Origin of the sequence: Nocardioides sp. Root151 (assembly GCF_001427925.1) — a bacterium.
GTDB lineage: Bacteria > Actinomycetota > Actinomycetes > Propionibacteriales > Nocardioidaceae > Nocardioides.
The window spans coordinates 346,498-368,164 of the sequence record NZ_LMGG01000004.1 but is presented as its reverse complement, the minus strand read 5'-3'; the positions used below and the strand labels follow the sequence as shown (position 1 = coordinate 368,164).

Below are 21,667 nucleotides of genomic sequence, written 5' to 3'. Positions count from 1 at the left end.
GACACTGACGGCGACACCCTGCAGGACGGCGCCGAGGTGAACGGCACCAGCAACGACTTCGACGCCACCCCGACCAACCCCCTCGAGGCCGACACCGACAACGACGGCCTCACCGACGCCGAAGAGAACACCAACAGCACCGACCCCCACGACGCGGACACCGACGACGGCGGAGTCAAGGACGGCACCGAGGTCAACACCGACCAGACCGACCCACTCAACGGCGACGACGACCTCACCGCCGACCCCGACGGCGACGGCCTCACCAACGGTGAGGAAGCCACCCACGGCACCGACCCCCAGAACCCGGACACCGACGGCGACGGGCTCCAGGACGGCGCCGAAGTCAACACCCACGGCACCGACCCGAAGGACCCCGACACGGACGACGGTGGTCGCACCGACGGCGAGGAGGTCAACACTGACGACACCGACCCCTTGGTCGGCTCCGACGACCTCCTCGACAGTGACGACGACGGCCTGACCGACGGCCGCGAGGACGACCTGGGCACCGACCCGGCCAATCCCGACACCGACGGCGACGGGCTCCAGGACGGCGCCGAGGTCGACGACCACGGGACCGACCCCAACGAGGCCGACACCGACGGCGGCGGCACCAATGACGGCGACGAGGTGGCCGCCGGCACCGAGCCCGTCTCCACTCCCGGCGACGACGACCCGGACCTCGACGGTCTCGACAACGACGAGGAAGCCACCCACGGCACCGACCCGGCCGATCCCGACACCGACGGCGACACCATCAAGGACGGTGACGAGGTCACCGGTGACGGCAACCCGTTCAACGGCGCCGCGACCAACCCGCTGAAGGCCGACACCGACAACGACGGGCTCAGTGACAGCGCCGAGGTCACCTCGACGACCAACCCGAACGACAGCGACACCGACAACGACCGTTTGCTGGACGGCCGCGAGGTCAAGACCACTCGCACCAACCCGAAGGTCAAGGACACCGACCGTGACTCCCTGACCGACGGCCAGGAGGTCCTCGGCATCAACATGACGCAGAAGGTGCAGCTGGGTCGCAAGAACGTCCGCCGGATCGGCGTGGTCAGGACCAACCCGCTCAGGGTCGACACCGACGCCGACGGCATCAGGGACGGCCTCGAGGTCCGCGGCTACGTGATCAGGCAGAAGGTGATCGTGTCGAAGACGGGCCCGATCAGGACCTACACGATCGGCACGGTCCGCAGCGACCCGCGCAAGAAGGACACCGACGCCGACGGCGTCCAGGACAACGCGGAGCGCACGGGCTCGAGGAACAAGCGGTTCAACAGTCACAAGTCCAGCCCGGTCAACTACGACACCGACCGCGGCGGCAACACCGACGGGCGCGAGATCGCAGCCCACAGCGACCCGAGCAACGTCCGGTCGTCGCCGGGTCGTCCGCTGGGACGCTGATCTCCTGAGGGAGGCCGAAGGGGCGCCGGGTGAAACCCGGCGCCCCTTCGTCATTTACTGTCCTTGCATGAACAGCGTGCGCGCCCTCAGGGTTCCGGTGGGCGAGGACGACTCCCGCCGCGCCAACCGTCGCGACTGGGATCGGTACGCCGACGAGTACCAGGCCACGCACGGTTCCTTCCTCGGTGACGCCGGCTTCGTCTGGGGACCCGAGGGCCAGTCCGAGGCCGACCTCAAACTGCTCGGCGACGTCCGCGGGCGCGACGTACTGGAGCTGGGATCGGGCGCCGGGCAGTGCTCGCGCTGGGTCAACAGCCAAGGCGGCCGCGCGGTCGGCCTGGACCTCTCGATGCGCCAGCTCCAGCACTCGCGGCGGATCGACGCCGAGACCGGTGTGACCGTGCCGCAGGTCTGCGGAACCGCGACCCAGCTCCCGTTCGCCGACCGCTCCTTCGACGTCGTTTTCTGTTCGTTCGGCGCGTTGCAGTTCGTCGCCGACGGTGCGGCCGCAGTCGCGGAGACCGCCCGCGTCCTCCGCCCCGGTGGCCGGTTCGTCTTCTCGGTCACCCACCCGACGCGCTGGATGTTCCAGGACGATCCGGGCGAAGAGGGCCTTGTGGCCAACCAGTCCTACTGGGACCGCACGCCGTACGTCGAGGTGGACGACGAGACCGGCATGGTCAACTACGTCGAGCACCACCGCACGATCGGCGACTGGGTCGCCCTGCTCGCTGCCGAGGGCATGGCCCTGATCCGGTTCGAGGAGCCGGAGTGGCCCGCCGACCACGACCGCACCTGGGGCGGATGGTCCCGCACCCGCGGCCTGCTCACTCCCGGTACGGCGATCTTCGTGGCAGTTGCCGGCTGACTCCGCTCAGGCAGGACCCGGACCCGCCGGGTGATCGACCTCGACCTCGTAGATGCGGTTCTCGAGCACCGTGTCGTCGCCGCGCCGGAACTCGGGCTTCACGATGTCGTCGTACCGAATCTCGGGCGACCGGTGACCTCGGGGCACGAACGCCTTGGTCAGCGCGCGCGCCATCAACGTCGCCTGCCCGCCGTGCTCACGTGTCGCGTGGACCTGCTGCTTCACGAAGTCGGGATCGAGCGTGCCCTCGACCCGGTACGGCACCGAACCCCGCCAGTGCACCCGGATGATGTGGTGGTGGAAGTGGTCACCGTTGAGGAAGTCGTCGATCTTGCGGTCCAGCCCCGTGCGCGCGAGGTGCTCATGGATCTCGGTGTCGAACCAGGGCTGGGTCTTGGCCTCGAAGACCAGCGTCGCCGGCGACGTGGACTCGTCGAGCCGGCACCACCACAAGTGGGACGGGAAGTCGATGATCTTCGAACTGGCAGCCAGGGGCACCTCGATGTAGCCGGTGCGGGCTACGCGCACCATCTCGGCGATCACCGCGGCCGGATCGGGCACGTGCTCGAGGACGTGCGAACAGATCACGTGGTCGAAGACGCCGTCCGCGAAGGGCATGTCGGCGGCATCGGCGACGAACAGCGGCCGCGTGACGCGGACATGGCTCGCCCCTGACCGCTGCCCACCGAACTCCTCGTCGGGATAGCCGTCGAGGAGCACGTCAGCACGCCACGACGGCTTGTCACCCGACCCCACGTCGAGGACGAGCCCGTCGGGCGCGACCGGCACGTCAATCCGCCGTTCCTTGAACGACCGGATGCGGTCGGGGAGATTCATGACGGTCACGCTACTTCACGGGATGCCAGCCACCGGCAGGAGCCGCCGGCGCCTGTCGGATGCCCGTCAACCCGTAGTTCTGGCTGCGCCTCGGCACCCGATCCACCTGCAGCGCGTCCCAGCAGTCCTCGCGCACGTAGAACGCGTTGACCCCGCTCAGGTCGGTGTAGGCCAGGCGGTATCCGCGCCGTGCCGCGACGACGTCGAGGGCGGCCAGGTTCGCCCCGAAGGCACCGGTCCCGTCCCAACCGCGGTCGGGCGTGTGCGGCTGGGCAACCGGGCCGGGCTCGTCGATGCCGGAGTTGTACTCGATGACGACCACCCGTGGGCGGAACTCGGTCAGCGCATCCCAGACGTAGACGTCGTTGCCGTCTATGTCGATGGAGACCAGGTCGGGTTCGGTGGGGACGCCCGCCGAGGCGAACAGGTCGTTGACGTTCGACGCGGACACCATGGCGCAGAGGCAGGTCACCGCCGTGTCGGCGTACTTGCGCTGCAGCAGACCGCTGAGCTCCTCGTCGCCCTCGATGAACAGGCCCGACCAGCCGAACACGTCGGCCAGCAGCACGGCGTTGCCCTCGGTGCCGTCCTGGATCCCGAACTCGACGAAATGGCGGTTCGTGACACCGATCCGGTTGAAGATCTCGATGATCACGCCGTCCTCGCCGTTCTGCGAGAACACGCGTTGCTCATGACGACTGAGGTCCGCAGTCGCGAACAGCGACCGGTCCGCGCGGCCGACGACAGCACCGAGACTGGTCAGTCGACGATCGATCTCGGGTGGGCGATAACGCGCATAGGCACGGAGGAAACTCTTGGCGCCGGTGCGCACCAGACCGTTCATCGCAAACATGGCTGGAGTCTAGGGTCTAACCTTGCGTCCGTGCCGGGAGTGGAGAGAGACGCGTGGGTCGCGGACCCCGCAGTTGCCTGGCAGATCCTGCTGGAGGCCGACCTCGAACAGGTTCCCGACGTCGCCGTGCTGCAGTCTCGGGTCGATGCGCTGAACACGACGCTGGGCTCCCCCACCTCCGAGGTCGTGTCCAGCAGCGACCCGGTCGTCCTCCGTTCCCGGATGTCACAAGGCAGCTCCGTGGCCGTCGCAGTCGGCATCAGCGACCGGCACCTGGTGATCAGTGCGCAGCACCACTACCTCGACGGCCTCGCCCTGCTCACCGTCCTGGGGTCCGTCACCGACAGCACCGTCCGTTCGAGTGCCCGCGGTACGGCCGGCCGCGATGTCGTCGCTCCGGGGCTCAGGACCTTGCTCCAGCGCCTGGGGGAGGTCGTGTTCACTCCGCCTGCACGCATCGCGCGCGCCCGCACCCACGCGTCGAAGGACCGCACGGCCCCCGACGTCTTCGCCCGGGTCAGCGTTCCACGGTCGGTGGTTCCTGCCGATCTCGTCCACGCCGCCGTGGCCGCAACCGGGGCGTTCAACACCCGGGCCGGCGCCCGCCGCCGGCGTACGGCGATCGCGATCGGTGTCTCGCAAGTGGACGGTGCGTCGGCAGGTCTGGGCGACCACAGTGCCCTGCTCCGGTTGCGCGACCTGGAGGGCAGGTCGCGCGAGGAGGTCGCCCGGCTCGTGCGTGAGGCGCCGCTCCAGCCGGCACCGGTGCCGTCCGGCACGGGCGTATTGATCCGGGTCGCCACGAAGGTCGCCCTGCGACTGTTCGGACGCCGACTCGGCTCGACCCTTCTGGTCTCGCACCTGGGCTCCGTCACTGCACCCCGCGGCCTCGTGTCGTCGTTGAGCTTCCATCCCGTGACCGGTGGTGGGTCGGGTGTGTCGGTCGGCGCCGTGGAGCTCGGTGGCACTACGACCCTCAGTGCCCGCGCACGCGCCCACCAGCACACGCCCGAGTCCCTCGCGGCGCTGCTCGACGACGTGGTGGCCGGCCTGCCGTCATGACCGGCGCAGCGAGGCAGGATTGAACCTCGCCCACACCCGGCGCACGAGTCCAGCCCGGGACCGCATCGCCTTGCGCTGGGCGTCCACGTCGCGCCAGAAGACCTCGGCACTGGATGCCTCATCGGGTTCGCGGGCATAGATCACCGCGTCCGCGGCGAGCGCCAGCGACCGACCGTGGCCCAGCGCCTCGGCCTGCTCCATCCGCGTCGAGGCGACCGGAAGCGTGGCGCCGAGATCCCTGGCGGTGTCGACGACCTCCCGCCAGCCACCGACCCACGGAGCCGACCAGTGACCACGCCCCGACATCCGACGACGTCGGCGACGGAGCCACTTGGTGAAGGGAATCAGCCACGGCACCAGTCCGAGCAGGGGCAGGAGAAGGGGCAACCGGCTCCTCAGGTCACGACCGTTCGTGCCGGTGCCGGGGGCTCCCGAGTCCCGCCGTTGCTGCCCGTTGGCCTGGTCGCCGGGCTTGCCGAGGTCGGCACTCTCACCCTCCTCGGCCAAGTGCTCCGCCGGCCGCTCGACCTCGGCATCGGTGCGCTTCGGGGGCCTGCGCGACATGAAAGTCGAGGTCTCCAGGGTGCGCCAGCTGCCGTCGGCCACGCGCACCTCGACCCACGCCTTCACGTCCTTGCCCTTGACCCGGCCGCCCTTGGGCACCAACGCTCCGACCACGACGCGCGCCGGCACCGCCAACCGGTTGGCCAGCAGCGCCATCGCGGCGGCGTACTGCTCGTCGTTGCCGACGATCTGGTCGGACGCCACGAAGTCGAACCCCAGCCGTTGCTCGTCGTGCCCCGCGGAGTACTGGCGTTCCGTGGGAAGCACCCCGTCGGAGTAGCGGCCGTTCTTGTGGAGATAGCGGGCCACCGACCGGACCCGCTCCATCGGTGTCAGGCTCGACTTGAACCAAGGGAACAGGAACAGGTCGAGGAACCGGCCGTCGGGCTGCAGCTGTCCGTCGGTCTGGAATCCACGTGCGTTGGGTCGCAGGTCGTCCTTCGGAAGGACCGCGGTGAACGTGTAGTCGTCGCCGGCGCCGACGCCACCGCTGACGTAGGCGGCGTCGGTCGCGAGGTTGTAACGCACGTCCTCGCGTTGCGCCCGGCCGTCGGAGTAGTCGAAGGACAGCGAGGTCAGCTCGCCGGCCAACGGCAGCCAGTTGCTGCCGTAGGGCTTGAGCACCTCGACGTTGACGGTCACCGACTTGCCGCGTCGCTGGGGGTCGATCTCGGTCCCGATCCGTTGGAACAGCGCGTCGTCGGCGCCCGGCACCGTGCGGTTACCGGCCGACCACGTGCTGCCGTCGTACTCGTCGAGGGTGACGAAACGCAGCCGCGTGCCCGGCCGCAGACCCTTGATCCGGAGCAGCGTGTCGTTGAAGACGTCCTTGCCAAGCACGGCGGGACGCGGGTTGTAGCGGCGGAAGTCGGAGAGCGGGTTGTCGGCGCCGCTCACGTCCGTTCCGGACCCGACGCGGCCCCGCAGCACGGCGCGGTCTGGCTCGAGGTCCGCGCCCTTGCCGTCGCCGGAAGTCGTCAGCCCCAGCGCGGTCAGGCCGACCGCAATCGCCCCGACCAGCAGCGAGGTGGTCAGGGCTCGCAGGAGCTGTCCTCGGTTGCCGTTCTCGATGTCGTCGGAGCGCGTCGCCCGGACAGAGATCCACCAGAGCGCCACGCCGGCGAAGACGATGCTGCGGAACTCCAGGCGACCGGGCTCCGCAGTGCCGAGCATGATGCTCAGGACCAGGGCGATCAGCATCGGCGCCACCGGCGCGACGGCCCGGCGGGTGCGCAGCGCCATCCACCCGGCGGCACCCGCGGAGAGGAAGCCGATCGCGAACGGCAGCACCATCACTCCCCCGGTGGCGTCGACCGGTGGGATGGTGGTCAGGAAGTCGCCGGGTGCCGTGATCGTGCCGGCGAGCAGGCCCGCCATCGCATCCGGGCTCGGGAGGCCGATCGGCTGGTCGCCCCGCATCGCAGCCATGGTGCCGACGACGATGTAGACGACCGGGGCCACCAGCAGGAACACCTCGGTGCCCTTGCCGTTGCCGGCCACCATGGCCGCGGTGACCAGCGCAGCGGCTCCGGCCAGGCCTCCCACGACGAGGTACTCCCTGGTGGCGAACGAGTCATCGAGCCCCAGCAAGGCCAGGATCAGCAGCAGCGCAACGACGGCGACGTCCCGCAGCTGGGTCAGTGCGCTCGCCGGTGTCCCGGCCGCGGGGTTCACCGCAGCCTCCACAGCAGCGTCGGCAGGTCCTTGAGGTCTCCCAGCACGGCGGCGAGCAGGCCGCCGTGCGCCTGGATCCCTGAGTCGGCCCCGGCTGTCGCCATCACGACCAGCCGGTGCGCATCCGCCGGGAACGCCGCCAGCGCGGTCGACACGGGGCCGGCATCTCGCCGGCCTCCGGTCACCACGGCCACAAAGCTGGTTCCGCCCGCGGCATTCGCCACCTTCAGGACCCGGTGCGGAAGGTCCAGCTCCTCGGCGCGCGAAGCGAAGCGGCACGACGTGTCGAGAAGCTGCTCGCCACGAGTGGTCACCGTGTAGGTGTCCCCGCACGCGAACGCGACCTCGAAGTCGTCGTACGCCGCCCGGAGCGCGAGCGAAGCGGCCACCGAGACGGCGAGCTCGAAGTCTGCCCGGGTCGTGTAGGAACGCTCGTCCGAGTCGACGATGACCGTCGCGTCGGACCGGCGGGTCTCCTGGTACTGCCGGACCAGCAACGACGAACCTGACGAGGACTGCTTGGCTGAGGAGCGCCAGTGCACGTGGCGCAGGTCGTCACCGGGCACGTACTCACGCAGGGCGTGGAAGGCCAGGTCGGACGCCGAGAGCTGGTCGGACGGGACGCCCTCGAGGTCGACCACCACACCCGGTGTCAAGGTCGGGAGCGCGACGGTGACCGGGCGGACGAACAGGTCCTTCGGGTCAGAGCAGAGCCGTCTGCGGCGGAAGAGACCGAGGACGTCGCCGGCGAGATGGGTCACCGGACCGACTCGATGCACCCCACGACGATCGGTGGGCACCTCGAGCTCCTCCGACGCCGATCTGCCGGGAGGCACCAGTCCCAGCCGGGTGACAGTGCTCCGTCGGCCGAGTGGCACCTCGATCACCGGGTGGGCCAGAGGCAGGTAGCGGGCCCGGAGCTCCAGCTTCACGCCCGCGGGGTTGCCGACCACCACCTTGGCCGGGTGGAGGGTGAGGTCGGCTCGAGCCCGGCGCGGCCACAGGACGGTGACCAGGCCCACGACCAGGGCCAACAGGCACACGAGGCCCAGGACCCGCATCTCGTTCCAGTGGTAGTGCTGGCCCAGCCACAGGCTGCCGAGGGCGAGCACGGCCACGGACCGTCCCTCGCGGGTGAACAGCCGCCAGGCCGCCAGCACCGGCTTCGTGACCGTGGCCGCGCGATCCCGTGGAGTCACCGGGCGCGCTCAGGCCGACACGAACGAACGGTCCTCGGGAGGTCGCACCGAGCCCATCAACTCGTCGACGACCTCCGCGACGCTGATTCCGGAGAACGCTGCCTCCGCGCCCAACAACACCCGGTGGCACAGCACAGGCTCGGCCAGGAGCTTGATGTCATGCGGGATCACGTGGCCGCGGCCTGCTGCTGCCGCCCAGGTCTTGGCGACCCGGATGAAGGCGAGGCAGCCGCGCGCGGAGAGTCCGAGCTTGACGTGCTCGGCGTCGCGTGAGGCCTCCGCGATCTCGCGCACGTAGCGCACGACAGCACGGTCGACGTACACGGTGTCGGCCAGCTCGGCGAGGCGGCTGATGGTGGCTCCGGTGGTGACCGGGCGAATCAACGAGGCACGGTCACGGACCGCCGAGTCCATCAAGAGCTCCTCGGTCGAGGCGGCGTCCGGGTAGCCCACGGAGGTCTTCATCAAGAAGCGGTCGAGCTGGGCTTCGGGCAGTCGATAGGTGCCAGCCTGCTCAATGGGGTTCTGGGTGGCGATCACCATGAAGGGGATGGGAACGGCGTGCGTGACACCGTCGACGGTGACGTGCCCCTCCTCCATCACCTCAAGGAGCGCCGACTGGGTCTTCGGCGACGCACGGTTGATCTCGTCGGCCAGGACCAGGTGGTGGAAGATCGGGCCGCGGTGGAACTCGAAGGTGCCGCGATGCTGGTCGTAGACCGTCACACCCGTGACGTCGGAGGGCAACAGGTCGGGGGTGAACTGGATGCGTGCGTGGCTGCTCTCGATGGTGTTGGCCAGGGCCCGCGCCAACATCGTCTTGCCCGTGCCCGGAAAGTCCTCCAGCAGGAGGTGCCCGCCGGAGATCATGCAGGTCAGCGCGAGACGGACGACGTGGCGCTTGCCGAGCACGGCCTTCTCGATGTTGGCGGTCATCGACTCCACCTGCTCGGCGAACCAGGTGGCGTCCGCATGGCTCAGCGACAGGTCGGAGGTCATGCCGTGCATCGTAGGCGGTGCGGCGCCGACAGTGCTGCCGAACACTCCTGCGCCCAGCGGTCGTCGCCGGGCTTTTCGTCGGGCCAGACGACGCACGTCCGGCGATGTCCACTAGCCTCACCGGTGGACTGAGGGAGGCCACGTGGACGAGGAAGAGATCCGCAAGTCCGCGGCGTTGGAACAACGGCACTGGTGGTATGCCAGCCGTCGAGCCATGCTGCGGCGACTGATGCACGGCGTCACACCGGGTCGAGCGTTGGACGTCGGCGCCGGTTCGGGCGGCAACACCGCGGTGTTGCGCGATCTGGGCTGGGACGCGATCGGGCTGGAGTACTCGCCCGCCGCGGCCAGTCTGAGCGCGTCACGTGCCCTCAAGGTGGTCCGGGGAGACGCGCGTGCCCTGCCCTTTCCCGACGAGTCCTTCGACCTCGTGATCTCGACCGATGCCTGGGAGCACATCGACGACGACTCGGCCGTTGCCGCCGAGGCCTTCCGCGTGCTCCGTCCGGGCGGCCGCCTCCTGGTCGCCGTACCTTCCGGGATGGACCTGTGGAGCGGGCACGACGTGGCCCTGGGCCACCTGCGCCGCTACGAACGCGAGACCCTCTCCGCGGTCGTCGCGGGCGCCGGCTTCGAGATCCACTCGCTGCGTTCCTGGAACGTCCTGCTCCGACCCGTCGCGCTGGCGCGACGCAGCCGACCCGCACGCGCCGAGTCGGCGACCTCCGAGATGGACGAGGTCAACCCGGTCGTGAATCTCGGCCTCAAGGCTGTGCTGGCGATCGAGGCGCGCTTGGGCGTGCACCGCCATCGCGGTATCTCCCTGGTCCTGCGTGCCTTCAAGCCCGGTGCCGCCCCTCGTCGCGACTGACCGCTGATGCACGACGAGGGGCTCCCGCCTGATGGCGGGAGCCCCTCGTGCTCGTGCTGGGTGGGACCTGGTGCGTCAGTCCTCGACCTTGCGACTGCCGGCCGCACCACGGGTGTGGAGCAGGACCCCGGCACCGACCGCGAGCAGGCCGAGGATCGCCATCAGCAAGGGGTAAAGGCCATGCACACCGCTCAACAGCGTCGCCTTCGAGCTGTAGTCGTCGACCCCTTCCTTGACCTGCTTGTCGGTGTACTGCACGGTCGCGTCGGTGAGGGTCGCGCGGTCCTCGCCGTCGATGGCCAGGGTGACCAGTTGCTCCTCGATGCGGTTCACGACCGCACCGGTGACGGGCTCGATCTCGAAGGTTCGGGTGTTCTGGTAGTACTCGTCGGCGGTGACGGTGGCGCCGGTCTCGCCGACGACGTCACCGGGCACGTCGCGGGTGCCGGTCATCGTGCGCGGCACCTCCTGCTTGAACTGGTAGACCTTCAGGCCCTTGATCTCGTGCTCCTTGACGAACTTCGCGTCGACGGCCGTCTGGGTTGAGTCGTCCCAGACCTTGTAGGTCTTCTTCTCGGTGTCGAACGGGAACTTGAAGACCAGCCCGGAGCGCTTGACCGTCTCGCGCTCGCCCGCAGTCGACTCGTCGAAGGCGCCACAGCAGTTCTTCGCTTCGGCGCTCACTCCGTCGAAGGCGACCTTCTCGGCGCTCTGGCTCACGATCGAGCCGTCGTCCTTGCGGATCGTGGTGGTGCCGGCCCACACCCGGGTGTCCCCGCCAGCGTCCTCGGTGGCCTTCTCGTCACCACGTGTGGTGGCCTTGATCGAGAGGTCTGTCTGGATCTCCTTGAGGGTCCCGATGTCGAAGATCGTGGCGTCCTTCGCCTCAAGGGCTGTGGTGCTGTTCTGGTCGATCGGCGCAATCGCGAGCTTGGGATAGGCGTAGAACTTCACCAGAAGGGCTCCGAGGAGCAGGAATGCTCCGATCCCCACCAGAATGGGTCCAGCAAATCGACGCATGTGTGTGACTCCCTCAAGAATTGTTTCAAGCAGTGCCCGCGTCTCCCAAAGCCGCGAGTCTGGAGAACATTAACAGCAAGTAACCTGCGTAGGGGTGATCCTCGACACTCCGTAGACTCGCCGACGTGCCCCATTCCTCGACGTCGCCCTTCCCCCACAGGATCGGCCGACGACCGGAGCTGCCGCGCGTGGCCTGGCAGCCGGATCAGTGGATCCGCATCACCACCGTCCTCGACCTGGCCGGGGCCACCGATCGGATCGCCGACGTCGGTGGGCGCGGTCGCCAGATGCAGGCCCTGACCAGGGTTCCCGTGGTCACCGTGAACGTCGAGGAGCCGGCCGACGTACTCACCTCGCGGGGTGAGCCACTTCCCTTCCCTGACAGGGCGTTCGGCGTCGTCACGTCCTGCGACGTGCTCGAGCACCTACCGTCTGAGGAGCGCCACGCGCACCTCGCAGAGCTGGTCAGGGTGGCTCGGGACCGCCTGGTCCTGTGCTTCCCCCATGGCTCGCCGGCGGCCATGCAGGCCGAACGGCGCATGCGCGACACGATCAAGCGCGACTACGGCGTGAGCCTCGACTTCCTGGACGAACACGTGGAGCTCGGGTTGCCCGACACCGAGCAGGTCGCCGCCCAGCTGCGTGCGCTCGACCCCGGCGGGCACGTCGAGGTCAGGTGGTCACGAGGTCGGGCGATGTGGGACGAGGTCCTGGTTGACGCCATGCGGGCCCGGCACGGCAAGGATCCACGGGCCCTGGCCAGGACCGCGCACATGTGGTTCGCGAAGCGACACCGGCCCGAGCTGTTCGACGAACCCGGACCGGACGCGCACCGCGCGTTCGTCGTACTCAGCCGCGACGGTGGGCCAGGTCATCCACCACGATCTGGCGGGCCCGGGAGCGCATTCCGGCCCAGGTGAAGCCCCGGGCCCACTGCCTGGCTGCGGCTCCCATGGTCTCTCGCCGGCGAGGGTCGTCCAGCTCGGCAAGGGCCGCGACGACACCCTCGGCCAGGACGTCGACCAGGGCCTTCGCCTGTGCGGAAGTCGTCGGCACCGCCACCGGGTTCTCGACGAGCCACCCAGTGACGCCGTCGCGCACGGAGTCGCGAAGGCCGGCCACGTCACGCGACAGCGTCGGGACGCCCAGTCCCGCGGCCTCGATCACCACCTGGCCCCAGCCCTCTGCGTCAGAGGCACACACGTGCAGGCGCGACTTCGCGATGACGTCGCGCTTCGTCTGCTCGTCGAGGTAACCGTGCAGGGCCACCACGCCCTGCAGGCCCAGCTCATCGACGACTGCCGTCAGCTGATCGAGCACCGGGCCCTTGCCGACGACGTCGAGGCGCAGCACCTCGCGCAGCTGCGGGTTCCGGTCGCGCACCTGCGCGACGGCACGGATGACGAGGTCGATGCGCTTGTGCGTGGCCAACCGGCCGAGCACGGTGATGCGGCCCGGTTCGCTGCGGTCGTGGATCTCGGCCGGTTGCTCGAACGACGGCATGTCGGCACCGTTCGCCAGGATCTCCACATCCCTGCTCCAGTCCAGCTGCACGCGCATCTCGCGGACCGTCGAGTCGGAGACGGCGACGGTCTTGACGTTCCGGTAGACGCGCGGCATCAACCACCGCTCGAGCCAACGACCGAGGTGGGCCAGCGGTCGCGGGAAGTAGGTCAGGAACTGCTCCTGGTGCACGTGGTGCATGACCAGCACGACCGCCGTACGACGCGGCAGAAGGAGAGGTGAGAACACGGGGATGCCGTTCTCTGCGTCGAAGACGATGTCCGGGGAACGACCGCGGAGGCGTTGCAGAATCAGGCGCAACCAGACCAACGCATAGAACGTGAACTGCCCCCCACCGCGGCGCACCGATATGCCGTCGATCGTCTCGCGCGCAGCTTGGTGGCTGTCGCGCGCTGTCAGGAACTCGACGCGCGCGCCGCCCTCATCCAGCCCGCGCGCGAACTCCCAGGCGTAGCGCTCGGATCCACCCGCAAGCCCGTGGCCGAGGTCGCGCCAGTTGATGACCGTGGCGCGCAGCCCACGAAGCTGCTGGGCGTGCGGGTCATCGGATGCACCCCGCGCCGCCGACGAGACACGCTCCGGCAAGTCACGCCTCGGTGATCGTCGGAAGGGCAGCACCCGTTGAGAGTACGGAAGCGGACGGGGCAAAGATCTGCGGGGCCTTCTCGAGTGTCACCACACGGCCGAAGCGACGGTCGAGCGGGCGGACGTAGCCCGCGATTCGGGCCAGCTCGACGAACGACATGACGCCGTGTCGGGCAGGCACGAACGTGGATCCGGGCATGTCGATCCACGTCACCGGGAACTCGACGATGCGCGCACCGGCATCCTGCAACCTGGCCAACAGCTCCACGTCGAACGAGAACCCCTTGGTGCGCAGGCTCTCGAACGCCGAGCGGGCCACGTCGCCCCGCATGAGCTTGAAGCCGCACTGGGTGTCGGCGATGCCCGGGGCGATCTTGTTGGTCAGACGGCGATAGAGCGCCGCCCCGTGGGATCGGACCTGGCTGTGCCGTTGCATGGTCTCGGAGCCCTCGACCGCGCGGGACCCGATGGCGACGTCAGCGCCGGCGTCGAGGTGGCGCATGGCTGCCTCGAGGGCAGCCAGGTCGGTGGCGCAGTCGGCGTCCATGAAGCCGACGACGCTGGCCGTGGTGGCCTGCATGCCGGCGCGCACGGCGGCACCCTTGCCTCGGATGTCGCAGTGGATGACCCGCACCCGCATGGCGGGTGAGTCGAGTCGGCGGGCAACGCCGGCAGTGTCGTCACTGCTGGCGTTGTCCACAACGATGACTTCCACCGGAGACACCGATTCCCGTGCACCCAGTGTGTGGGCGCGCAGTGCGGCGATGGTTCCGGGGAGCCTGGCCTCTTCGTTGTAGGCCGGAATGATCAGTTGCATGAGCCGACGGTCCCTCCCCCTCGTACATGCACTGAGCTGGGCTCAGCGGAGGGTTCAGGCGTTGGCGTAGTTGAACAACTGGCTCTGCGGAACCGGCTCCGAGCCGGAGTTGTATGCGCTGACGCCACCCACGATGGATGCCGCAGCAAGACCTGCACCGACAAGTGCAGAGATGATGATGTTCACAGTTCCTCCCGAACCAATTCCCTCTTGTGGCGGACACGATACATGCCGGATCCGAGAATCACGCAGATCGCGGCAAGCCAGATCGCCGAGGCGAGCACGAGGGCGGCGATCACCACGGTTCGACGAACCGGCCCCGGACCGTCCACCCGGCGGTGATGCTCACCAGCACGCAGGGCGCCGAGGTCGACCAGTCGAAGCCACTCGCCGTCGTGGACGACCTCACCGCGCGGGACCTCCGGACGCCCGTTGTGCTTCTCCACCAACACCCAGCGCACGCCGAGTGCCCGCAGTTCGCCTGCAGGGTCTGGGGATTCGAGTGCCGTGGCAACCGAGGCGAGCCGGTCGTCCTCACTGTCGAGCACCCCGGACCCGAGGTAGTGGCGGTCGTCGATCAGCACGTCTCCGGGGAAGAATCGCGGTGCCGGGTCGAGCATCGCGCGCAGGCCGTTCCACTCGAAGCCGCGATAGCCACCGTGCCAGGGCAGTACGACGACCGCGCCGCCCGAAGCGTCGGCGGCCGGCCAGTCGTTGGCCACCTCCGTCCAGTCCTGCGGATAGGCCACCGGCTCGAGGTCTCCCGAGAGTCCCCACGCCATGCTCGGCAGGGTCGCCACCGGAACCAGCGCCAACGCACCGGCCGCGATCACGAAGGCCTCACGGCCCGGCACGGCGCGCGTGCGCAGGGCGTCCACGGCATGGGCGAGCCCGAAGGCGATCACCAGCGCCGCGGGGCCCAGGTAGCGCTGCGAGTCCCGCAACAGACCCAACGGCGGCAGGTGCACACCGGCGCCGTCGAGTGCGTCGGCCACCGGCGCGAAGGACGGGAGAGCGGCGACGAGCACTGCCGCCGTACCGACGAGCAGGAGCGAGCGCACCAGGACCGGCGTGGTGAGACGGCTGCGCCAGGTCGACCACACCGCGGTCAGGGTGAGCGCCAAGGAGAGCAGCACGATCACCGGGACCGTGCGCTCCTGGGGGACGATCGACGTCTTCCAGATGCCTCCCAAGGAGAGGACGCTGGCCAGCGTGCCGAGGGGCGACTCCCCCGTCGCGGCGAAGGCCGAGAACTGTCCGTCGGTGGCGGTGAGGGACTCGGTGGCCACGAGGGACGGCACGATCCAGGGAAGGTTGACCAGGATGCCGGTGGCTGCCCACCCGAGGATCACCACGCGGCGCACGCGCCCGACGACCAGGACCACGCCACTGATCGCACAGGCCAGCAGGCCAGCAGCGGGCGCACAGGCTGCGGACAGCCCCATGAGCACGACGAAGACCGCACCGTCACGGCGGGTTGGTGCACCCTCGGTCAGTCGCAGGGAGGCGAGCACGAGCCACGGGAGCAGCAGGTAGCCGATGACCATGGGCCACTGCCCGATGGAGAGCCTTTCGAAGACCCATGGGTTCCAGAGGTAGACCAGCATCGCCGCGAACCTCGCCACCCCCGACAGGTTGCCCACCAGACGCGCGATGCCCAGTGCGCCGGCCAGCAACGCGCCCACCAGCAGCGCCTTCTGGACGAGGTCCCCCGGCGCCAGCTGGTTGAGCAGCCAGACGATCGCGTCCCCCGGCACGAACCGCGGAACCGCCCCGTCCAGGCCGAGCCACGCATCCTTCCACGGCTGGTCGGGCGTGAAGACCATGTCTGCGCGCAGTGCGTAGCCGCGCCGGAACACCACGGGGCCGAGCATGGCGACGATCACCACCGCCGCACCGAGCGTGTCGACCAGGCGGGATCGCGCCGGGCGCTTCTCCTCAGGCGTCATCGCGAATCCCGGGCAGCGCGGCACCCATGGCCATCACGAATCCGAATCCGGTGACCAGGTTCGACGCCTCACGCACCATCTGCGGACCGTCTCGCAACTGCCAAGCGGCCACGACGGCCCCAGCCACCATCACCAGTCCAGCAAGGGGAACCAGCCAGCGTCCGCGGCGTACGACGACTGCAGCCCCGACGACAATCGCCGCGGCCAGCGCGGGAAGCCCGCCGAGCACCCAGGCGATTGCGACCGCACCGACTCCCGCCGCCAACCGTCCCGGCCTGGACGCATGCGCGACTGCCAGCCAGCCGAACCGACCCGTGCCAGTGGACTCGTCGTCTTCGGCGGCGACCGGGGCGGAGAGCGGGCGCAAGGGCCGCAACCTGGTCCGGAACGCGAGGACGAGTGCGAGCAGCAACACGAGCGCCGAGAAGGCCAGTCCACCGAAGAGCACGATCACATAGGCCCGCTCCGGGGTGTAGGTGATCTCGACGCGGCCCCCCTCGCCTTCGGGGATGCGCCAGCCCTGGGCCCAGCCGTCGACCATCTGGACGTCGAGCTCGCGGCCGTCGAGGGTGGCCTTCCAGCCGGGGTTGAAGTTCCGGGTGGTCACCAGGATCGAGGCCTCGCCCGAGCCGACCTCCGCCGTCTGATGGGTGTCCTCGTTCTCGGTCAGCTTCATCGTGCGCGTCGACGGCTTCGGGTCGCTGGGTTCCTTCCCGCCGATCATGCGGAGCAGCACCGGTTGGAACTGCGATGTCGAGTTGACCTGGATCCGGTGCTCTCCGGCCGCGAGCTTGATGTCCTTGCCACACAAGGCGATGCCGAGCGGGCCCGACGACGAGACATCCCCCATCCGGCCGTTGACCTTGGTGTTGTGCACGACCCCGTCGACAACGACCTGCGGTCCGTACCCGCAGATCGCACCGGTCTCGTCGGACCCGCGATAGGGCACGCCCACCTTGGCCGGGTCGAGCGAGATCTCGGAGAGACCGATGGGCGACCCACCGCGCCCTGGGTTGGTGAACGTGACGGTGAGCTCGCTGGTCTGCAGCGGCTCGAAGTAGCCGAACTCGGACAGGTCGACCACGCGCTTCTCACGCCCGGCGGTCAGCACGGCTTGGGTGGGCGCGATCGCCGGGCCCGAGGGCGGCGCGATCGAGATGCGTCGGATGGTCTGCGGCTTCTTCCAACGGAAGGTCAACGTCGGCGACTTGTCGCGCGGGTCGGCCATCCAGCTCGTCGTACCGGCGGTGTCGTAGGCGAACCGCGCGGACACGGTGGGGTCGGAGTCGAGCGTGGAGCTGGCCCGGATGGTGGCCGGGAGGTACCAGGCATCCAGGAGTGACACGGTGGCTGGGCTCGGTCTCGCCGAAGCCACCCCGGTGAGCGACCAGGTCCCGTCAGCCGGGACGGTGAAGGTCCGGTCGATGCCCGGAGTCTCGTCGGACCGGCGGAAACGATCGGGGTTGCAGTCGGGTGCCAGCAACGTGGTGATGCAGGACCGAGTCTCGGACCGGGCGCTGAACAGGTAGTCGACGTCGGGGGCCTGCACTGCATCAGGAACGACGAACGTTCGTCCGGCAGGAAGCCCGGTCGCGTCGACCTCACGGATCGAGACGAAACCCTGTCGGGCATCGCCGGCAACCTTGGCCACCTGGATGCGGAGCCGGTCGCTGCGCACGCCACCGAGGTCACCCTTGGCCACACCCGTGAAGGGGTCGGCGTCGACGGTGATCGACTTCGTGCCCGCGCTGATCCTCCAACGCAAGACCTCGACCCCGCGCCCGTCGTTGACCGGGGACGTGAGCTCGATGCGCCCGAGCACCTGCGGTCGCTCGTAGTGGACGTCGATCCACTGGTCCCGCGGGTCGCTGAAAGTTCCCGAGCGCCACGCAGTGTCCGGGTCACCGTCGACCGCGGCGTACGGAGCGTTCTCGGGAAGCGCTCGGCCGAGGTCGACGCCCCAGGCCTGCGAGGACGACGCGTCGACGTACTTCAACCCTTCGTACCTCGCCACCACCGGTCGCGACTTCTCGTTGGCCGGATAGTTGGTCACCCGGCGGTCGACGCGCTGGGGTTCGCCCGGGGCCTGCACGGCTCCCTCCGCATCGTGTACCCGACCGAAATTGCGTTCCCTCAGGCGGTAGTCGTCGCCGACCACGTCGGCAGGTGCGTGCCACCCGTTGTCGCCCTGGATGATCGCGACCTCGCCGTCCCTCACCAGCCCGGCCCCGACCGCGCTGATCGCGTCGGGACTCGCGCCCGCCACCGTCACCACGTTCCGTTCCGCTACCAGCGACGTCTCGTCCGCGGTGGGCGTGGTCACCCGGTAGATCTCGATGGCCGGCCCGTAGTCGAGGGAGCCGAACTGGGCCACCCTCTCGACGCCGCGCGACCGGGCCAGAGCGATGGCCACCAGGCTCGACGACGTGGTCTCGGCTACGCCCGTGTCGAGGTCGTGGCGGACGACGACGTGGTCGATGCCCAGCCTGCTGAGCATCGTGCCGAGGTAGGGCGAGCCCGTGCCGCCCTCGATCAGCTCCTCCAGGCGGCTCAGCACACGGATCGTCTGCGGCAGGGCGAGCGGGACCTGCGACCGGGTCACCCAGGGCGTAGTCGCCACCGACTGCATGGGCTCGTCCTGGGTCCAGCCCCACGTCTGAACGCCGAAGCCGGCACCGGGGATCACCCACGCCCGCCCGTCCCCCTTCTCCTTCTCCAGGAAGTCGGCGGTCTGGTGCCAGTAGCGAGGCGTCTCGGTCCATCCCGGCGTACGCAGGTTCAGGGCCAGCGCCGGCTGCACCATGGACAGGACCAGTGCGCCGAGCACCAGCACCCCGGCGTACGACGCCCGCGGCGACACCAGTCCACGGGATGCACGGGCGGTCATGCGCGCCGCCTTGCGGTGGGCCAGCAGCTCACCGACGAAGGCGCCGATTCCGAGGGCGATCGGCAAGCGGACCAACGGGTCGGCCTTGCTGACGTTGCGCAGCAGCGCCAGCGCCCCGTCGAGCTGGTCGATCATGAATGGTCGCAGCGGGCTCTCGTACGACGACCCGTGCGCGACGGTCAGGCAGAACATGCCCAGCCCGAGGGAGATCAACAGGGGTGTGCGCCACGCGCTGCGCAATCGGACCAGGCCGATCACGCCGACCGCAGCGAGCAGGCCGGAGACCAGCACCAGGAAGGGGTCGAAGGCGTACTCGTAACCGGCGGGCCAGTTGGGCTTGTCCCCCTGGTAGAGGTAGCCGACCCAGTTGTCCGCACCGCGAAGAGCCGGTTCGTAGCCCGTGGTGGTCGTGGTGGTACGGGCGTCCTCGACGTAGTCGAAGAACGGCGGCGAGTAGGCGTTCAGGCTGAGCAGGGACGAGGCCCACCACCAGCTCGTGGTGACCAACAGGCCCAACCACCACCAGATCGTGGACAGCGGGATCCGGCCGGCGCGCACCCCGAAGACCAACGCGATCAGGATCAGGGGAAGCCCGGCGGCCGTCGCGGTGGCGTTGACCGAGCCCACGAACATGAACGCCACCACGGAGAACAGGGCGGCCTTGCGGTGGTCGAGTCGTCCGGTCACGGCCAGGATCACCGGAAGCAGCATCCACGGGAGCATCGCCGTGGGGAGCATCTCCGCGCTGCGGGTGGCCACCTGCCCGAGCAACCGGGCGTTGAGCGCGAAGGCCATGCCTGCGATCCACGCCGGCCAATGGTCGAACCCGATCGCGCGAGCGACCCGACGGGCTCCCTCGGCGGCCGCCACGATGATCAGCAGCGACCACAGCCGCTCGGTGATCCATGGCGGGACACCGGCGAGGTCGAAGACGAGGAAGAACGGACCCTGCGGGAAGAGGTAGCCGTAGGCCTGGTTCTGCAGCTCCCCCATGGTCATCTGGGGGTTCCACAGGGTGGTCGCCCCGGCCAGGAACTTCCCCGGCGCCTCGATCAACGGCGTCTTGGTGTCGTTGGTGATCTTGCCGAACTGCTCGAGCATCCCCGCGCCGAGCAACATCAGGTACACCGCCAGCGATGCCCAGGTGGTGGGGTGCAGGGGGCGGAATCTCATGGCGGCACGACGGTATCCGATGGCGGGGCACCTCCCGACACGAATCGGTCGCGTTGTCGGCATGTGACAGACTCCGCGACGTGGTGAAGTTGAGGGAGCGCCTGCCGGCATGGGTGGTCGGTGGCAGTTCGATCGCGGTCGCCATCGGCATCATGAATGTCGCGACGTACGGCTTCACGATGGTCGCCGCGCGACTGCTCGGGCCCCAGCCGTACGGCGCACTCGCCAGCCTGATGGCCACCCTGCTGGTCTTCGGCGTGCTGCAGCTCGGGCTCCAAGCCACCGCGGCCCGTCGCATCTCCGCCGATCCCGGCCACGTCGGCCAGATCGAGCACACGATCATGCGGGTCACCTACCGTGCCGCGCTACTGCTCGGCCTCCTCCTGCTCGTGCTCACGCCGGTCATCAACTACGTGCTCCGGCTCGACAACCTCCTGGTCTCCGCACTGGTGGGTGTCTCCGCCGTGCCGATGACGGTGATGGGCGGCCAGGCCGGCATCCTCCAGGGAGAGCGCCGCTGGCTGCCGCTGGCCCTGGTGTACGTCGCCAACGGTGTGCCCCGCCTGCTGATCGGCCTGGCTCTGGTCGCCTGGGAGCCGACGGAGCTGAACGCAATGCTGGCCGTGGTCATCGGCCAGTTCGCCCCCGTCGTGGTCGGCTGGTTCGCGCTGCGCAAGGTGCGCCACCCGGGCGAGCAGAGCGACCGGCACGCGGCTCGCCCGATGGCCCGCGAGGCGATCCACAACTCCCAGGCCCTGTTCGCGTTCTTCGCGCTCTCCAACGCCGACGTGATCGTGGCCCGCAACGTGCTCGACTCCCACGACGCCGGTCTCTACGCCGGCGGGCTGATCCTCACCAAGGCGGTGCTGTTCCTGCCGCAGTTCGTGGTGGTGCTCGCCTTCCCTGCAATGGCCTCGGCCAGCGAACGACGACGCGCCCTGACCCGCAGCCTCTCGCTGGTCGCGCTAATCGGCGCGGTCGCCATCATCGGCTCGGTCGTCCTGTCCGGGCTGGCGATGGTCTTCGTCGGTGGCGACGACTACTCGGAGATCCAGTCGAAGCTCTGGCTGTTCGCCATCCTCGGCACGGCACTCTCGATGCTTCAGCTGCTGGTCTACTCGGTGCTGGCCCGCCAGGGGCAGCGTTCGATCTACCTGGTCTGGGCCGCGCTCGCGGTCCTCGTCGGCCTCGGCATGACCGCGGTCAGCAGCCTCGAGGGCCTGCTGGCGGTCGTGGTCGCCACGGACGCCGTGCTGCTCACCGTGCTCTTCGCGCTCAGCCTCTACCTGGTGCGCACCCCGGTCGAGGAGCCCGCGCAGGTCTGAGCTCGCGCGGCCGGCTCGATCGCGGCCAGCGCGGCCGACCC

The 21,667-nt window shown here is 69.3% G+C and carries 17 protein-coding genes; 6 read left to right on the top strand and 11 right to left on the bottom strand.

Annotated elements, in window-relative coordinates:
• On the top strand, positions 1–1,419 hold a 1,419-nt coding region (locus tag ASD66_RS25525; RefSeq protein WP_200949992.1), incomplete at its 5' end, for a binary toxin-like calcium binding domain-containing protein.
• A 67-nt stretch (positions 1,420–1,486) separates the two neighbouring features.
• Positions 1,487–2,287 carry a class I SAM-dependent methyltransferase gene (locus tag ASD66_RS10240; protein ID WP_056890874.1) on the top strand — a complete coding sequence of 267 codons (801 nt, stop codon included), beginning with the start codon at positions 1,487–1,489 and terminating at the stop codon, positions 2,285–2,287.
• 6 nt (positions 2,288–2,293) lie between these two features.
• Here ASD66_RS10240 and ASD66_RS10235 read toward each other — a convergent pair whose 3' ends face one another.
• Positions 2,294–3,124 carry a class I SAM-dependent methyltransferase gene (locus tag ASD66_RS10235; RefSeq protein ID WP_156388631.1) on the bottom strand — a complete coding sequence of 277 codons (831 nt, stop codon included), beginning with the start codon at positions 3,122–3,124 and terminating at the stop codon, positions 2,294–2,296.
• 10 nt (positions 3,125–3,134) lie between these two features.
• Positions 3,135–3,977 carry a hypothetical protein gene (locus tag ASD66_RS10230; RefSeq protein WP_156388630.1) on the bottom strand — a complete coding sequence of 281 codons (843 nt, stop codon included), beginning with the start codon at positions 3,975–3,977 and terminating at the stop codon, positions 3,135–3,137.
• A gap of 30 nt (positions 3,978–4,007) precedes the next feature.
• Here ASD66_RS10230 and ASD66_RS10225 point away from each other — a divergent pair, with 30 nt between their 5' ends.
• Positions 4,008–5,039, top strand: coding sequence for a hypothetical protein (locus ASD66_RS10225; RefSeq protein WP_156388629.1), 1,032 nt, complete (start codon positions 4,008–4,010; stop codon positions 5,037–5,039).
• On the opposite strand, the gene ASD66_RS10220 is transcribed toward ASD66_RS10225, so the two are convergent.
• The 3 genes from ASD66_RS10220 to ASD66_RS10210 are packed head-to-tail and all read right to left on the bottom strand — an operon-like array spanning position 5,034 to position 9,463.
• The gene (locus ASD66_RS10220) at positions 5,034–7,277 is read right to left on the bottom strand and encodes a DUF3488 and transglutaminase-like domain-containing protein (protein WP_156388628.1); all 2,244 of its coding nucleotides are present in this window, start codon (positions 7,275–7,277) and stop codon (positions 5,034–5,036) included. The two genes, ASD66_RS10225 and ASD66_RS10220, sit on opposite strands and share 6 nt — an antisense overlap.
• Positions 7,274–8,476 carry a DUF58 domain-containing protein gene (locus ASD66_RS10215; protein ID WP_156388627.1) on the bottom strand — a complete coding sequence of 401 codons (1,203 nt, stop codon included), beginning with the start codon at positions 8,474–8,476 and terminating at the stop codon, positions 7,274–7,276. Before ASD66_RS10215 ends, ASD66_RS10220 begins: the two co-directional genes overlap by 4 nt.
• Before the next feature lie 9 nt (positions 8,477–8,485).
• On the bottom strand, positions 8,486–9,463 hold the full coding sequence (locus tag ASD66_RS10210; RefSeq protein WP_082599521.1) for an AAA family ATPase: 978 nt from the start codon (positions 9,461–9,463) through the stop codon (positions 8,486–8,488).
• A gap of 154 nt (positions 9,464–9,617) precedes the next feature.
• On the opposite strand from ASD66_RS10210, the gene ASD66_RS10205 reads away from it, so the two are divergent.
• Positions 9,618–10,346 carry a class I SAM-dependent methyltransferase gene (locus ASD66_RS10205; protein WP_056890868.1) on the top strand — a complete coding sequence of 243 codons (729 nt, stop codon included), beginning with the start codon at positions 9,618–9,620 and terminating at the stop codon, positions 10,344–10,346.
• 75 nt (positions 10,347–10,421) lie between these two features.
• Here ASD66_RS10205 and ASD66_RS10200 read toward each other — a convergent pair whose 3' ends face one another.
• Positions 10,422–11,339 carry a DUF3068 domain-containing protein gene (locus ASD66_RS10200; protein WP_056890867.1) on the bottom strand — a complete coding sequence of 306 codons (918 nt, stop codon included), beginning with the start codon at positions 11,337–11,339 and terminating at the stop codon, positions 10,422–10,424.
• 152 nt (positions 11,340–11,491) lie between these two features.
• Here ASD66_RS10200 and ASD66_RS10195 point away from each other — a divergent pair, with 152 nt between their 5' ends.
• A complete protein-coding gene (locus ASD66_RS10195; protein ID WP_156388626.1) occupies positions 11,492–12,286 on the top strand; it encodes a methyltransferase domain-containing protein in 795 nt (264 codons plus the stop codon).
• Here the strand turns inward: ASD66_RS10195 and ASD66_RS10190 are convergent.
• Genes ASD66_RS10190 through ASD66_RS10175 form a run of 5 tightly spaced genes read right to left on the bottom strand, consistent with a single transcriptional unit; the run spans position 12,216 to position 20,301 of the window.
• Positions 12,216–13,475: a glycosyltransferase family 4 protein gene (locus ASD66_RS10190; protein WP_056890865.1), complete on the bottom strand. Its 1,260-nt coding sequence runs from the start codon at positions 13,473–13,475 to the stop codon at positions 12,216–12,218. The two genes, ASD66_RS10195 and ASD66_RS10190, sit on opposite strands and share 71 nt — an antisense overlap.
• A gap of 1 nt (position 13,476) precedes the next feature.
• Entirely contained in the window at positions 13,477–14,292 is an 816-nt protein-coding gene (locus ASD66_RS10185) for a glycosyltransferase (protein ID WP_056890864.1), read from the bottom strand.
• A 54-nt stretch (positions 14,293–14,346) separates the two neighbouring features.
• Positions 14,347–14,478: a hypothetical protein gene (locus ASD66_RS25520; protein WP_268788275.1), complete on the bottom strand. Its 132-nt coding sequence runs from the start codon at positions 14,476–14,478 to the stop codon at positions 14,347–14,349.
• Positions 14,475–16,241 (bottom strand): hypothetical protein, encoded by a 1,767-nt coding sequence (locus ASD66_RS10180; RefSeq protein WP_056890863.1) that lies wholly within the window; start codon positions 16,239–16,241, stop codon positions 14,475–14,477. The genes ASD66_RS25520 and ASD66_RS10180 overlap by 4 nt, the downstream gene beginning before the upstream one ends.
• The gene (locus ASD66_RS10175; protein WP_056890862.1) at positions 16,231–20,301 is read right to left on the bottom strand and encodes an alpha-(1->3)-arabinofuranosyltransferase domain-containing protein; all 4,071 of its coding nucleotides are present in this window, start codon (positions 20,299–20,301) and stop codon (positions 16,231–16,233) included. The genes ASD66_RS10180 and ASD66_RS10175 overlap by 11 nt, the downstream gene beginning before the upstream one ends.
• 80 nt (positions 20,302–20,381) lie before the next feature.
• On the opposite strand from ASD66_RS10175, the gene ASD66_RS10170 reads away from it, so the two are divergent.
• Positions 20,382–21,626, top strand: coding sequence for a lipopolysaccharide biosynthesis protein (locus ASD66_RS10170; protein WP_056676943.1), 1,245 nt, complete (start codon positions 20,382–20,384; stop codon positions 21,624–21,626).
• Positions 21,627–21,667 lie beyond the last annotated feature (41 nt).